Here is a 14637-nt window from a genome sequence, read left to right on the forward strand (position 1 = left end):
GGACACTACCAAAAGAACGGGTTTCAACGATACATACGTACGAAGCTGGCTAAAAGAGTAACGCAGCCGGATCAACCGTTGCACCCCCCCGGACGAATGTACGTTGGCCCGTGTTGGTTAGCCGGCTACCGGGACTTGGGTGCGGACCAGAAACTGTCGCAGCAGCTGGTTAAACTCCTGGGGGCGCTCCATCATGGGGGCATGACCACAGTGGTCCAAAAAGCGCAGCTCGGAGTGCCGGAGCAGACGGTTAAACTCATGGGCCACTACCGGCGGCGTAATGGTATCGTTCAGCCCCCACACGAGCAGGGCCGGCACCTGAATGTGGTGCAGCTCCTTAGCCAGGTTGTGCCGCTGGGCCGAGCGCGCAATGCTGATAATGCGCAGGCACTTGGCGTTGGAGTTGGTTACACTGAAGACCTCATCTACCAGATCCTGGGTGGCAACGGCCGGGTTGTAAAACGTGTAAGCTACACGCTCCTGCACGTAGGCATAATTCCCGCGCTTGGGAAAAGAGCCGCCCATGCTGTCCTCAAACAGGCCGCTGCTGCCGGTAAGCACCAAACGGGAAACGCGGCCCGGATTACGCAGCGTGTACACCAGGGCAATGTGCCCGCCCAGCGAGTTACCCAACACCGTGCAGGGCTCCGTGAGGCCGATTTCCGCCATAAAATCCTCGGCAAAGGCAACCAGACCGGGTACGCCAGCTTTCGTCAGGGGCATGTCGTAAATGGGGAGCAGCGGAATTACTACCCGGTACTGCGGGCTGAACCCAGCTACGACCTCTTGCCAGTTGCTGAGGGCTCCGAACAGGCCGTGCAGCAGCAGCAGCACCTCGCCGGTGCCCTCATCTACGTACTGAAAGCCATTTTTATCCTTGATCTGCAGCGCCATCGTGCCAAGAAATTTACTGCCGTGGGGCAGGGTGTGCAATGATACAATTCTTGACCCAATTGCCCAGCAACGCCAGGCCATTGGGGGTTAGGAGGGCTTCCGGGTGGAACTGCACTCCGTACAGAGGTAGATGCCGGTGCCGCAGCGCCATTATTTCGCCGTCTGCCGTAGTGTACGCCAAGGTCTCCAACGTGGCCGGCAGCTGATCCAGTATCAGCGAATGGTAGCGGGTAACAGGCATCCGGCTTGGCAGACCGGCACTGAGCGGACTGGAAACCTGCCACTCAATTTCCGATACCTTGCCGTGCACCGGACGGCTGCCCCGACGCAGCCGGGCCCCGAAAAACTCTCCTAATGCCTGATACCCCAGGCAAACGCCCAGCATGGGTACCCGGGTATGATACTCCTGGATGAGGGCCGGCATGACGCCGGCTCCGGCCGGCGTACCCGGCCCCGGCGACAACACAATGCCATCAAAAGCCAGGGCCTGAATTTCGGGCAGGCTCACGTTGTTGCGGCGCACCTCCACCTCGCACCCTACCTGGCGCAGATAGTCCAGCAGGTTGTAGGTAAAGGAGTCGAAATTATCCAGCAGCAACAGACGCATAAACCAGTAACACGCATAGAGCCTAACATTCACAGTGCCGGCCCCCTGGAGCCCAGCAACCGGGCCTCGGGCTAAAACACTTCCCGGAGCTTATCGAGCAGGGTACCGGCGAAGGGCAGCACAAAGCCGACCAGGCTCAGGGCCAGCGGCGTAGCTTCCCGGACTATGGGCAACACCTGCGACTCGGCTACCAGCTGGGGCGAAATAAGCTGTAGCCCGGCCAGGCCAATACCATGCAACAGCAGGCTCAGGCCCAGCACCCACTTCAGCACCCCGCTAACGGCTCCTCCCAGACTGTCGAGCATGCCGAGCGGGGTAAGGTGCACCGCCGTCCGGATAAAGCGGCTAAGCAGGTGTACTCCCCAGCCAATAGCAGCAAATACCAGCACAAATGACACCAGCGGCAGCAAGCCAAAGGCCTCGCCCACGTAGTTCCGTACCAGCGGAATGGCGTCATTGAGCAGGGCCAGCCCACCTATTACGCCCAGCACCAGTGCCAGCAACGAGGCCACCTCCAGCAGCAAGCCGCGCCGGTAGCCCTGCACCGCCCCAATGCCCAGCGGAATAAGCAGCAGAATATCGAAGCCGGACATGACAGAAGGAAGGGACTTAGAGGCTCGGGGACTTTGTTCCAACGCTCTGCTGTGTCTTGTTTAGCAGAACGCCAACCGCATTCCTAAGCCCCTGAGCCTCATTTACACATTTGTGTTGTTGAGCAGGTTGTTGACTACCTGAGAAATCTGACGGCCATCGGCCTGGCCGGCCAGCTCGCGGGCGGCTACCCCCATTACCTTGCCCAGGTCGGAGGGGCCGGTAGCGCCTACCCGCTGGATAATGGCAACCAGCTTCTCTACCAGGTCAGCTTCGGAAAGCTGCTGGGGCAGGTACTCTTCAATAATCGCCAGCTCGGCCAGCTCCACTTCTTCTAGATCGGAGCGGAACTGTTTCTGGTACGTTTCGGCGGCCTCGCGGCGCTGCTTGGCGGCTTTGGTCAGCAGCTTCATCTCGGCATCGGGGGTGAGGGCGGCGCCGTGCTGCCCTTCGGCCGTTTCGGCCAGCAGAATCTGCGACTTAATGCTGCGCAGGGCCGTGAGGCGCACTTTGTCTTTGGCCAGCATGGCCTTTTTGATATCTGCGTCGATGGTTTCTTTGAGAGCCATAGCTAGGGGGGATAATGGAGGTGCAAGATTACGGCTTATTCCTGATACCAGAGCCGCTGCGGAGTGTATGCTCCGGCCAGCGAGACCAGGTCAGGGCCGCCGGCCGGAGCGTAGCCGGGTGATTTGGGTAACAGCTTATACGGGCCACGGTTCAGCCCCAACCGCATACCCACCCGGCACCAGATGAGCGCAAACCGCCCTGGCCGGGCCAGGGTAGCAACCGGAAAGGGAGCCAGCCTGTTTGAGGTTGTATCTTTGACTACCTAGTTCCCCCTTCAGATCGTCCCGAAGATGACAAAGCTTAGCGTAAACATCAACAAGATAGCCACCCTACGGAACGCCCGCGGCCACAACCGCCCCGACCTGCTGCAGGCCGCCCGCGACTGTGAGCGGTTTGGAGCCCAGGGCATTACGGTACACCCCCGCCCCGATGAGCGCCACATCCGCTACCAGGACGTGCGCGACCTGAAGCGCATCGTAACCACGGAGCTGAATGTAGAAGGCAACCCTACCCCCGATTTTCTGGAGTTAGTGCGCGAAGTGCGCCCCGAGCAGGTTACCCTGGTTCCCGACGCCCCCGATGCTATTACGTCCAACGCCGGCTGGGACACCGTCCGCCACCAGGAGTACCTACAGGACGTAGTGGCCGATTTGAAAAGCCTGGGTGCCCGCGTCAGCATTTTCCTGGACCCCGTGCCAGAGTTGGTACGAGCCGCCGCCAGCACCGGCACCGACCGGATTGAGCTTTACACCGAAGACTACGCCCGCCGCTACCACGCCGACCGGGAGCATGCTATCCGGGCCTATCGGGAGGCCGCTGAAGTAGCTCAGCAGCTAGGCCTGGGCCTCAATGCCGGCCACGACCTGGATCTGGACAATTTAGCTTACCTGCACCAGAACCTGCCGGGCCTGGCAGAGGTTAGTATTGGTCATGCTCTAATCTGCGACGCCTTGTATATGGGGCTGGAAAATACCATCCAGCTCTACCGGCGGCAGTTGCAGTAGTCCGGCGCTACCTCTCCCTACCCCTTTTCCTATGCCCAACTCCTGGGTTGGTCTTCTTTGCTATGCCTCGTCTTTCACTGCCTGATTTCCTGCAAGGCCCCGCCGAAGTGCCCATTCTGGATGTGCGCGCCCCGGTGGAGTACACCCAGGGACATATTCCCGGGGCCCTGAGCTTTCCGCTGTTCTCGGACGAGGAGCGGGCCCGCATCGGCACTACCTACAAGCAAATGAGCCAGGAGAAAGCCGTGCTGCTCGGGCTTGATTTCTTTGGTCCCCGCATGAGCCAGATGGTAAAGCTGGCCCAGAAGCTGGCTCCGCACAAGCAGGTGCGCCTGCACTGCTGGCGGGGCGGTATGCGGAGCGGTGCCGTACTGTGGCTGCTGGAGTTGGCCGGGTTTCAGGTGCAGCTCTTAAACAAAGGCTACAAAGACTACCGGCAGTGGGTGTTGCAAGAGTTTGGCAAGGCCCGCGCGTTGCTGGTATTGGGCGGCCTTACCGGCTCGGGCAAAACCGATGTGTTGCAGGCGCTGGCCGCTGCCGGGCAGCCCGTGCTGGATCTGGAAGGGCTGGCCAGTCATAAAGGCTCCGCCTTCGGCAGCATTGGCCTGCCGGCCCAGCCCACGCAGGAGCAGTTCGAGAACGATCTGGCCGCCATGCTGGCAACGCTGCCTACGGCAACGCCTACCTGGGTTGAAGATGAAAGCCGCACCATCGGGAGTGTGCATGTGCCCCCGCCGTTGTTCGCGCAGCTCCATGCCGCCCCCCTGCTCGTGCTGGAAATTCCGCGTACGGTGCGGGTGCGCAAGCTGGCCGAGGAGTACGGCCGCCACGACCCGGCCGCCCTGGCCGCCAGCATCCTCAAAATCAGGAAGCGCCTGGGCGGACTGGCTACCAAGGAGGCCCTGGCCGCTATTGGCGAGGACGACATGGAGAAAATGGTGAGCATCGTGCTCGATTATTATGACCGTACGTACAGCCACGGCCTGGAAGGCCGACGGGTAGTGCGCGTAACCTCCGAAACCGCCGACCCGCTGGTAAATGCCGAGCTGGTACGACGCGCGGCTACAGAGGCCGGCCTGCTCTCCCCTACCCCCTCCGGCCCGGCTAACCCTAACCCCGGCGCCTAGCCCGTTGCTTATTTATTCATCCGCATCCTCTCTGCCATGGCCCTTGCCCCCGAAACCACCGACCACATCCGCCTGACCCAGTACAGCCACGGCGCGGGCTGCGGCTGCAAAATTGCGCCCAAGGTCCTCGACCAGATCCTGCACACCAGTATTCCGCAGCCTCACCACGACAAGCTGCTGGTAGGCAACTCCTCCCGCGACGACGCAGCCGTGTACGACATTGGCGGCGGCCAGGCCCTGATCAGCACCACCGACTTCTTTATGCCCATCGTGGATGATGCCTACGATTTTGGGCGCATTGCCTCGGCCAATGCTATTTCCGATGTGTACGCCATGGGCGGGCGCCCGGTCATGGCTATTGCCGTGCTGGGCTGGCCCATTGATAAGCTGGCGCCCGAAGTGGCCCGCCGCGTAATTGAGGGCAGCCGCAGCATCTGTGCCGAAGCCGGCATTCCGCTGGCTGGGGGGCACAGCATCGACTCGCCGGAGCCGATTTTTGGACTGGCCGTGACGGGCCTGCTCGACATCAACAACCTGAAACAGAATGACACCGCCACGGCCGGCTGCGAGCTGTACCTAACCAAGCCACTGGGGGTAGGCATGCTTACCACGGCCCAGAAGCGCGGCATCCTGCAGCCGGAGCACGAGCAGATTGCCCCGCACAGCATGATGCAGCTCAACAAAATAGGTGAAGCCCTGGGCAAGCTGGCTGCCGTGCGCGCCATGACCGATGTAACGGGCTTCGGGCTGCTGGGGCACCTTGCCGAAGTGTGCGAGGGTAGCAACCTCACGGCCGAAGTGGAATTCAGCAAAGTGCCACGGCTGCCTGAAGCCGAGCAATACCGCGCCCAGAAGTCGATTCCGGGGGGTACGGTACGCAACTGGGACTCGTACGGTCACAAAATAGGAGAGCTTACCGAAGAGCAGCGCCAGTGGCTCTGCGACCCTCAGACCTCCGGGGGCCTGCTAGTGTGCGTGGAACCTGCGGGCCGGGCGGCCGTGCAGGCCATTTTTGCCGGGCATGGCCTCGCGCTGGATCCTTTCGGACAGTTGCGCGAGCACACGGCCGGTGAGCCCTGGATTCAGGTCCGGTAGGCTGGCCCGGGCATGAAGCTGCTACCCTTTCTGCGGCCGCTGCTGGAGGCAGCGGCCGCTATTACCCTGATGGCCGTAGGCCTCCGGATTATTACCAACTTTTTTACCCGTAACAGCCGGGTGTACCGGCCCACTTTTCTGCGCCAGTTGGCCCTGCTGTTCTGGCCGCTGCTGTGCCTGGGGGTGGGCATGCCGTTTCTGGTTTCCTTCTTTTACCTGGGTACCCTCTCTACCTTCGAACTGGTGCTGCTGACGGCCATAGCGGCGGTGGTGCTAGGGTTTTCGCTGCCGGCCTTTCTGCTGCATAGCCAGTACTACGCCCGCAACCTGCACACTACCCTCGTGTTCGACCCGAAGCAGAATGTGCTGGAGGTGTACGAAGGCCGGGTCAGGATTCCATTCGGGAAGAAAGACATCACGCGGGTAGAGCGCGTTACCTGCCAGTCGGACCGGTTGTTCTGGAGCCGCTACACGTACCTGAAGCTGCACCTGCAAACCGGCGAGGTACTTACGCTCACTTCTCTGCTGACCAACCTGGAGCCGGTGACAGAGTTTTTGCGCAATACACCCCTGGAAAGAAAGCAGCGCTGGTTTTGCTGGGCCTGAGTCTGCTACCCCACCGGACCCCGTCAAGCTTCTGAGACAGAACCTGAACGGTACCCGAATTCAATTGCTTACAACGTTATATTTCATAGCAACCCTTCTATATTACGAAGTCTAATTGCCGCCCTTTCTAGTGGAAGTCCAGCTTGGAACTCCAGCCATCCTATTGCCTACCGTTGCTGATGCAGCGTCTATTTTTTAGTTTTTTTCTGCTTTGCGTTGCATGTACGTGTACGACAGTAGTAGCCCAGACTGCTCCGGAAACGAACCTGCTGCGTCAGTTACGCGCTCAACCCTCCGATACCGGCCGGGTGCGGCTGCTTAATGCCCTGTGCTACGAGCTGCACGATAACGCTCCCACCCGAGCATTGCGCTACGGCGAGCAAAGCGTGGCCCTGGCCCGCAGCATTCAGGACCAGCGCGGCCTGCTGCGGGGCCTGCTCAACCTGGGCAGCTGCTACGCCAACCTGGCCGATGGTCCGTATGCCCTTCAGCTGCAGCAGGAAGCCCTGCGGCTGGCCCGCCAGCTCAATGACCCTGACGGCATTGTGCGCAGCTATGCCAGCATGGGCGGGGTGTACCACGAGCGGAATGATACGGCCGCGGCCTTGCTCAACTACCGCCGGGCCCTGGAGCTGGCCTATGAGCCGGGCGTACGGGTACGCACCCAACTCATGCTGTTCGGCAACTTGGGCAACCTGTACTTTTACCTGCGCCGACGGCCCGAGGGACTGGTATTTATCCGGCGAGCCCTGCAACTGTCCCGCCGTACCGGCGACCGGGCCGGCGAGTCGCTCTACTTGGCCGATCTGGGCTCCTTTTACCTGCAGATGGATCAGCTGGAAACGGCCGAGGGGCTGTTGCGCCAAGCCGTAACCCTGGTAGAAACCCTGAACCACCACCGCTTCGAAGCCGGACACCTAGAGCTGCTGGCTACGGTGCTGCTAGTAAAAGGCGAGCTGGACGAGGCCGAGGAGCTCACGCGCCGGGCCCTGGGGCTGGCCCGCCGCATCAACTACCAGGAGCGCGTGCTGGATGCCTACAACTTAATGGCCGAAATCAACGCCAGCCGGAACCGGTTTGAGCAGGCATTTGAGTGGCAGAGCCGCTTTCGGGACCTGAATGACAGCCTGAACAGCCGCTCCCGCGTGCAAACCCTCACGGCCCTGCAAACCCGCTTTGAAACCGCCGAAAAGGAAAGTCAGATCCGGCAGCTTATGGAGCGCAGCCGTAGCGCCCAGCAGCGCACCCGCGCCTTGTGGGGCACCATTGCGGCGCTGTTGCTGGGCCTGGGCGGGGTAGGCCTGCTCTATGTAAAGCTCCGCCGGAGCCGGGCGGCCCTAGCGGCCAACCACCGGTTTCTGGAAGAGGCCTCACGGGAGCTCCGCCAGCTGGCCGCCTCCAAAGACCGTCTGTACGCCATTGTGGCCCACGACCTGCGCGGTCCGGTTACCTCCTTCGCGGGCGTTACGGAGCTGATTGACTTCTACCTCAAGCGTGGCGACGAGCAGGGCCTGCGCCGGCTCCCGGATTTGGTACGGCAATCAGCCCACCAGCTCAACCACCTGCTCGACAACCTGTTGAACTGGGCCGTAAGCCAGACCGGGGAGCTGGCCTTCCGGCCCGAGCGCCTGCCTATAGATGCTCTGTTCAGCCAGACAGGGCAGTTGTACGCTAACACAGCCGAGGCCAAGCAGATAACGCTGGAGTTTGATGCAGCGCAGGATCTGGCCGTGTGGGCCGATGCTCACATGACTCAAACGGTGCTGCGCAACCTGGTGGGCAATGCCCTGAAGTTCACCCCGGCGGGCGGCACCATCTGCTTGTCGGCGGAGGCGCTGCCGGGCTCCGGCGTGCGCCTGAGCGTGACCGATACGGGCCCCGGCATGGAAGCCTCCCAAGTGGCATCCCTGCTTACAGATGCCGGCCCCAGTGCTCCGCTCCGGCGTGGTCCCCGCTCCGGCACGGGCCTGGGCCTGCTGCTGTGCCGGGCCTTTATGCAGCGGCAAGGGGGTAGCCTCGACATCCGGAGCACGCCCGGGCAGGGAACTACGGTGGCTATTACCCTGCCAGCGGCCCGCACCGGCGGGTAAGTCCGGCACGCGTTCCTACTGGCAAAGTCTGCATCTTTGCAGGGTTATGCTGCAACTTCACTTTCGCGAAATGGGGCAGGGCGCCCCGCTGGTTATCCTGCACGGCCTGTTTGGCACCCTCGACAACTGGCAGACGCTGGCCCGGCGCTGGGCCGAGGCCGGCCACCGCGTTATTGTGGTCGATTTACGCAACCACGGCCGCTCGCCCCACGCCCCGGAGCACACCTACGCCCTCATGAGCCAGGATGTGCTGGGCCTGTTCAACCAGCTCCAGCTCGGCCCTGATACGACCCTGATGGGCCACAGCATGGGCGGCAAGGTGGCCATGCGCTTCGCCCTCGACTACCCCCAGCAGCTGGGCAAACTCGTGGTGGTGGACATTGCCCCGCGCTTTTCCGACATGCGCCACCAGGATGAAATTGTGGCCGGCCTGAACGCCGTGCCCTTGGCCGCCCTGGAAAACCGTCAGCAGGCTGACGAAGCTTTAGCTCAGTACATCCGGCAGGTAGATGTGCGCCAGTTTCTGCTTAAAAACCTCTACCGCCGCGACGACAACTCCTTTGCCTGGCGCCCCAATCTGGCGGTGCTGACCGCCGAAATGGAGGACATCGGGGCCGAAATTAGCGCCGAGCAACCCTTCCTGAAGCCAACCCTATTTATCCGGGGCGGCAAATCGGACTACGTGACTACCGAGGACAAGCTCTACGGCATCCCAACGCTGTTCCCGAACTCGCAGGTAGAGACCGTAGTGGACGCGGGCCACTGGGTGCACGCCGAAAAGCCGGAGGAAGTTTTCGGGTTGGTGAAGGCCTTCATTGAACAATAAGCGGCAGGCACGTGAAAGGCACACTCTACCTCATTCCTACCGTGCTGGCCGAGGACACGGCGGCCCAGGTGCTACCCCCGCAGGTGGCGGCCCAGGTAGCTGGTCTGTCGTATTTCTTGGTAGAAAACGCCCGTACGGCGCGGCGCTTCATCAAGAGCGTGGCCCCGCAGCAGGTAATTGAGGAGCTGCGCGTCAGCGTCATCGACAAGGACAGCACCGAAGCTCAGATTCAGGCGGCCCTGGCCCCGGTAGCGGCCGGCCAGCACGCCGGGGTTATTTCTGAGGCGGGCTGCCCCGGCATTGCCGACCCAGGCGCTGAGCTGGCCCGGCGGGCCCACCAATTGGGTATTCGGGTGGTGCCACTGGTGGGGCCTTCCTCTCTCCTGCTGGCCCTGATGGCTTCGGGTATGAACGGACAGAGCTTTGCTTTTCATGGGTATTTGCCCATTGAGCGGGCCAAGCGGGTGGCTGCCCTCAAGAAGCTGGAGCAGCAGGCCCTGCAGCAGCACCAGACCCAGTTGTTCATCGAAACGCCCTACCGTAACCTACCGCTGCTGGAAGATTTGCTCCAGACCCTGCACCCCGGCACGCGGCTATGCGTAGCCGCCAGCCTCACCGCCGAAAACGAGTTTGTGCGCACGGATACCATAGCCGGCTGGAAGAAAGCTGCTCTACCCGACATTCATAAGCAGCCCGCGGTTTTCCTGATTGGCCACTAGATCAACCAAAACAGAAAAGGCCCGCTGAACTGAGTTCAGCGGGCCTTTTCTGTTTTGAGCAAAGCTTATTTCAGGAGTTGGTACACCAGCAGGGAGGAAACGTAGGCCAGTCCCGTCATGTAAAACATCTGGAGCAGGGGCCACTTCCAGCCTTTTGTTTCGCGGTAGGTGGCAGCCAGCGTGCTCATGCACTGCATGGCAAACACATAGAACACCAGCAACGAGAAGGCGCGGGCCGGCGTGAAAAACGGCTGCCCGTTTTCATCTTTTTCCGTGGCCAGCTTCTGCTGCACTGTGAGTTCGGTAGCATCCTGTCCAACGCTGTAAATTGTGCTGATAGTGCCCACGAACACTTCGCGGGCGGCAAAGGAGGTAAGTAGGGAAATACCGATTTTCCAGTCGAAGCCCAATGGGCGGATAGCCGGCTCGATGAAGTGCCCGAAACGGCCCGCGTACGAGCTTTCCAGCTTTTGCGAGGCAACGAGGCTTTCGGTTTCAGCGGGGGGTAGGGCCTGGGTGGCGGCGGTGGTGCGCGCCGTACGCTCGGCCTGCTCCATAGCGCCGGAAGGGCCGTAGGAAGCCAGCACCCACAAAATCACGGAAATAGCCAGAATAACCTTACCCGCCTGAAATACGAAGGCTTTCACCTTTTCCAGAATGGTGAGGCCCACGTTCTTCCAGCGCGGCCAGCGGTACACCGGAAACTCCATGATAAAGTAGCTCCGGTCTTTGGTGCGCATCAGCAGCTTCATGGCCCACGCCGAGCCCACGGCCGACACGAACCCGAGTAGGTACAAGCCCATCAGGGCCACGCCACGCAGGTTAAAAATGCCCAGCACCGTCTGGTCAGGCACTACCAGTCCAATGAGCACCGTGTACACCGGAATGCGGGCCGAGCACGACATCAATGGCGTCACGAAGATGGTGATGAGCCGGTCTTTGCGGTTCTCAATGGTGCGCGCGCTCATGATGGCCGGCACAGCGCAGGCCATGCCCGAAATCAGGGGCACCACGCTTTTGCCGTTCAGCCCAAACTTGCGCATGATGCGGTCCATCATGAACGTAACGCGGGCCATGTAGCCGGTTTCTTCCAGCACGGCAATAAAGGCAAACAGCAGGGCAATCTGCGGAATGAAAATTAGCACCCCGCCCAAGCCGGCCAGAATGCCTTCCGTCAGCAAGTCAATCAGTGGGCCGTGAAGGTGGTCCTGGATGGTGCCGTTCAGCCAGGCCACGCCAGAGTCAATCACCTCCATGGGGTAGCTGGCCAGCTCAAACACTGCCTGGAACAGCAGAAACAGCACAGCCAGAAAAATCAGGTAGCCCCACACCTTATGGGTCAGCACCCGGTCGAGGCGGTTGCTGTAGGGCTCGTTTTTCTCCGTGCGCGTCACCGACACGCAGTTGAGCAGAATCTCGTTGATGCGCTGGTACCGGTCGATGGTTTCCTGGGCCTGCCGCGCCGTGGGCTCAAAGCCGTACTGCTCCGTCAGCTCCTGAATATAGGCCCGGTCGTCGGGGCTCAGGAAGCTGATGTGCCGGTACTGGTGGGCGTAATGCAGGGCCAGGTAATCGTTGTGCAGGTTAAAGTAGTAGCGGATCTGCCGGATCATGGGCAGCAGCTCCTCATCAGGCACGTAGAACCGAGTAGCGGGCGCATCCAGGGTTTGCGCCATCACTATTTTAAGGGCGGCAATGCCTACCCCCTTCCGGGCGTTCATCGGGATGATGGGCACACCCAACTCCTCCTGCAACGTGGCCACATCAATCCGGACGCCGTGCTGCTCAGCCACATCCATCATGTTCAGGGCCAGCACCGTAGGCAAGCCCATATCGGCTAGCTGGGTAAACAGCAGCAGGTTGCGGCGCAGGTTGCTCGCGTCGGCCGTTACCACCACAAAGTCGGGGTACTGGTCACTGCTCTGGTCATAGAACAGATCAGTGATGACCTTCTCATCGAGGCTCTTGGGGTAGAGCGAGTACGTACCAGGCAGGTCAATAATTTCGGCCCGGTGCTGGGAAGTCAGCTGGCTGATGCCCGTTTTGCGGTCCACCGTCACGCCCGGGAAGTTGCCTACCTTCTGGTTAAGGCCCGTGAGTTGGTTGAACAGCGAGGATTTACCCGAGTTGGGGTTGCCAACCAGCGCAATGCGGGTCAGCGGGCCAGGATGGCGCAGGGCACTTCTTTCCAGTTGGGCTGCCGATACCCCCACGCCGGCCCGGCCGGAAAGTAATTGCCCGCCTGCCATGTACGCTGGTTATTTCAAGAGAATAGTTGCCGCCTCACTTACCCGCAACGACAACGTGTAGTCTGCCATGTCGCCTACCACCACCGTGATGGGGCAACCCAACGGCGCCCGGCTGTTGAGCCGAACCTGCGTACCCGGAATACACCCCATCTCCAACAGCTTCAGAGCCATTTCGGGGTCTTTCAGGCAGCAGATGGTGCCGCTCTCCCCCAGTTGGAGGTCTGTCACGCTGCGGGGCGCGGCCGGCGACGGGGTAAGAGTGGAACGCTTCGACACGGGTGGAGTTATTTAGATTTACTTCAAACAAAGGTACCACCCTTTTAGGTTTCGGCCAAAACCAGCTTTTCGCTTGGGCGCGACATTTTGTTGCTCCTACCCAACGCATAATTGTCTGATTTGTAATTATTCCGAAGACAAATTGCATTGGTATAAATATTCTCAGAGTACTTGCATGTAATGCCCAGATTCATTGTAATTTTGGCATATCCATATACTGTCTGCATATGCTTCAACGCGTACTTTCCCTTCTCTTCTTTGCTTTGCTTCTGCCGGCACTGAGCTTCGCTCAGGAGAACAAAATCTCGGGCCGCGTCGTCGATGAAAAGACCAAGGAGCCTATTCCCTTCGCCTCCATCGGCCTGAAGGAAGAACAAACCGGTGCCCTGACCAACGAGTACGGCTACTTCCAGATTGCCATGCCCGAGAAAAACCCCCAGGACTCGCTGGTAGTGGTAGCGCTCGGCTACTTCCACCGGGCAGTGCTGATCAAGCCCGGTATCAAAATCCAGGACATGATCATTGAGGTTCCCAAGCGTGCTATTGCCCTGAAGGAAGTAAAAGTGGTCAGCAGCGCCAAGATCAAAAACCTGGACCTGGGCTCGAAGTCGAGCACGCCGGGCGAAGGCATGATCCAGGGCATGCCGGGCAGCCAGTACGCCTTCTTCGTGAAAAACGACAAAGGCAAGAAGCTGGGTAACGTGCGCTCGGTATCGTTCTACATCGGTGAAAACGGTTTTCCGCGGGAGCCTTTCCGGGTGCGTCTCTACAAGGCTGACGGCAACTACAACTCGCCCAACACCGACCTGCTAACCGAAAACATCGTAGTATCGGCGCCGAAAGGCGGCGAGTGGTACACTATTGACCTGACCCAGTACAACATTGAAGCCCCGACGGAAGGCTTCTTCGTGGCCATGGAGTGGATTGTGAGCGGCGACAAGTTCTACACCACCAACTTCATGGACAACTACACGCCCTACGGCCAGATTCTGCGCCCAACTTTCGAGTTCAAGGAAAGCCGTACCTGGAACTACACCATCGGCCGGGGCTGGAGCCTGATTACCCTGGCCAACAACGGCCAGCGCTACAACGCCATGATCCGGGCCGAGGTGGATCAGATTAAAGACTAAACTGCAGATTGTCGCTGATTAATCTGACTTCGCTGATTGCAGTAAACAGAAATACCGCCCTTGGCAAAAAAGGCCGCCTCACACTGTGAGGCGGCCTTTTTGGTTTTTAGAATGCTAACTGGTTCTCTGGTATTGCGCCGTTAGCAATCAGCGAAATCAAGAAAATCGGCGGCAGTCTGCGATTTTACTTGCGCACGGCAATTTCTACGCGGCGGTTTTCCTGGCGGCCGGCGGCCGTGGCGTTGGAAGCAACCGGTGCGGCTTCGCCCATGGGCTCCAGGCTGATTTTGTCGGCGGCTACCTGACCGTTTTTCACGAGCCAGTCGCGCACGGCGGCGGCGCGCTGGGCGCTCAGCTCGCGGTTGTAGTTTTTGTCGCCGCGGGCGTCAGCAAAACCCATTACCTGGATGTCTTTGCCACGGTGGCGGCGGGCAATAGAGGCGCTGATTTCGGACAGGGCGCGGGTAGCGGTAGGCTTGATTTCGGCTTTATCCGTGTCAAAAAGTACTTTTTCCTCAAGCCCGTACACATTGTATTGGTCGTCGCCGCGTACGCTCACTTCGGGCAGGTCAATTTCTTCCAGCTTCACGTCGGCCAGCTTGGCTTTGGTCATGTCCCAGGCATTGCTGACCGCATCACCGGCTTTGTCGGCGGCGTTACCGGCGGCCGCCGTAGCATCGCCAGCGGCGTCAGCTGCCGTTTGCCCGTCGCGGTACACTACGGCCGTATCAGCAGTAGCTTCCTGGGGCTGGTCTTTTTCTTCGGGCTTTTTCAGATCAGAGCAAGAAGCCAGCAGCGTGGTAGCAGCCAGCAGGGAAAGAAGGTGCTTTTTCATGGTAAAGGAGAGATTAAA

Annotated in this window: 15 protein-coding genes; 8 read left to right on the forward strand and 7 right to left on the reverse strand. The window is 60.3% G+C overall.

What is annotated here, in order from left to right; translation table 11 throughout:
• Positions 1 to 117 precede the first annotated feature (117 nt).
• The 4 genes from FGZ14_RS13395 to FGZ14_RS13410 form a co-directional block, all read right to left on the reverse strand.
• Positions 118 to 894, reverse strand: a complete 777-nt coding sequence (locus tag FGZ14_RS13395; RefSeq protein ID WP_139924743.1) for an alpha/beta fold hydrolase — start codon at positions 892 to 894, stop codon at positions 118 to 120.
• 13 nt (positions 895 to 907) lie between these two features.
• Positions 908 to 1501: an aminodeoxychorismate/anthranilate synthase component II gene (locus FGZ14_RS13400; protein ID WP_139924744.1), complete on the reverse strand. Its 594-nt coding sequence runs from the start codon at positions 1499 to 1501 to the stop codon at positions 908 to 910.
• A 71-nt stretch (positions 1502 to 1572) separates the two neighbouring features.
• The gene (locus tag FGZ14_RS13405; protein ID WP_139924745.1) at positions 1573 to 2094 is read right to left on the reverse strand and encodes a CvpA family protein; all 522 of its coding nucleotides are present in this window, start codon (positions 2092 to 2094) and stop codon (positions 1573 to 1575) included.
• A 102-nt stretch (positions 2095 to 2196) separates the two neighbouring features.
• Complete coding sequence (locus FGZ14_RS13410; protein ID WP_139924746.1) at positions 2197 to 2661, reverse strand: GatB/YqeY domain-containing protein; 465 nt, start codon at positions 2659 to 2661, stop codon at positions 2197 to 2199.
• A gap of 291 nt (positions 2662 to 2952) precedes the next feature.
• On the opposite strand from FGZ14_RS13410, the gene FGZ14_RS13415 reads away from it, so the two are divergent.
• From FGZ14_RS13415 to FGZ14_RS13445, 7 genes are all read left to right on the forward strand, one after another.
• Complete coding sequence (locus FGZ14_RS13415; RefSeq protein ID WP_139924747.1) at positions 2953 to 3666, forward strand: pyridoxine 5'-phosphate synthase; 714 nt, start codon at positions 2953 to 2955, stop codon at positions 3664 to 3666.
• A gap of 62 nt (positions 3667 to 3728) precedes the next feature.
• A complete protein-coding gene (mnmH, locus tag FGZ14_RS13420; RefSeq protein ID WP_139924748.1) occupies positions 3729 to 4793 on the forward strand; it encodes a tRNA 2-selenouridine(34) synthase MnmH in 1065 nt (354 codons plus the stop codon).
• A gap of 36 nt (positions 4794 to 4829) precedes the next feature.
• Positions 4830 to 5888 carry a selenide, water dikinase SelD gene (selD, locus tag FGZ14_RS13425; RefSeq protein WP_139924749.1) on the forward strand — a complete coding sequence of 353 codons (1059 nt, stop codon included), beginning with the start codon at positions 4830 to 4832 and terminating at the stop codon, positions 5886 to 5888.
• Between the two features lie 12 nt (positions 5889 to 5900).
• Positions 5901 to 6494 carry a hypothetical protein gene (locus tag FGZ14_RS13430; protein ID WP_139924750.1) on the forward strand — a complete coding sequence of 198 codons (594 nt, stop codon included), beginning with the start codon at positions 5901 to 5903 and terminating at the stop codon, positions 6492 to 6494.
• 179 nt (positions 6495 to 6673) lie between these two features.
• Positions 6674 to 8584: an ATP-binding protein gene (locus FGZ14_RS13435; protein WP_139924751.1), complete on the forward strand. Its 1911-nt coding sequence runs from the start codon at positions 6674 to 6676 to the stop codon at positions 8582 to 8584.
• A 46-nt stretch (positions 8585 to 8630) separates the two neighbouring features.
• Entirely contained in the window at positions 8631 to 9410 is a 780-nt protein-coding gene (locus tag FGZ14_RS13440; RefSeq protein ID WP_139924752.1) for an alpha/beta fold hydrolase, read from the forward strand.
• 11 nt (positions 9411 to 9421) lie between these two features.
• On the forward strand, positions 9422 to 10129 hold the full coding sequence (locus tag FGZ14_RS13445) for an SAM-dependent methyltransferase (protein WP_139924753.1): 708 nt from the start codon (positions 9422 to 9424) through the stop codon (positions 10127 to 10129).
• A gap of 65 nt (positions 10130 to 10194) precedes the next feature.
• Here the strand turns inward: FGZ14_RS13445 and feoB are convergent, their stop codons facing one another.
• Both feoB and FGZ14_RS13455 read right to left on the reverse strand, forming a co-directional pair.
• Positions 10195 to 12378 carry a ferrous iron transport protein B gene (gene feoB / locus FGZ14_RS13450; protein ID WP_139924754.1) on the reverse strand — a complete coding sequence of 728 codons (2184 nt, stop codon included), beginning with the start codon at positions 12376 to 12378 and terminating at the stop codon, positions 10195 to 10197.
• A 9-nt stretch (positions 12379 to 12387) separates the two neighbouring features.
• On the reverse strand, positions 12388 to 12654 hold the full coding sequence (locus FGZ14_RS13455) for a FeoA family protein (protein ID WP_139924755.1): 267 nt from the start codon (positions 12652 to 12654) through the stop codon (positions 12388 to 12390).
• Positions 12655 to 12881: 227 nt separating this feature from the next.
• Here FGZ14_RS13455 and FGZ14_RS13460 point away from each other — a divergent pair, with 227 nt between their 5' ends.
• Positions 12882 to 13784, forward strand: coding sequence for a carboxypeptidase-like regulatory domain-containing protein (locus FGZ14_RS13460; RefSeq protein ID WP_139924756.1), 903 nt, complete (start codon positions 12882 to 12884; stop codon positions 13782 to 13784).
• A gap of 184 nt (positions 13785 to 13968) precedes the next feature.
• Here the strand turns inward: FGZ14_RS13460 and FGZ14_RS13465 are convergent, their stop codons facing one another.
• Positions 13969 to 14619, reverse strand: coding sequence for an OmpA family protein (locus tag FGZ14_RS13465; RefSeq protein ID WP_139924757.1), 651 nt, complete (start codon positions 14617 to 14619; stop codon positions 13969 to 13971).
• Between the last annotated feature and the right edge of the window lie 18 nt (positions 14620 to 14637).

The sequence above is a fragment of the Hymenobacter sp. DG01 genome (assembly GCF_006352025.1).
Lineage (GTDB): Bacteria > Bacteroidota > Bacteroidia > Cytophagales > Hymenobacteraceae > Hymenobacter.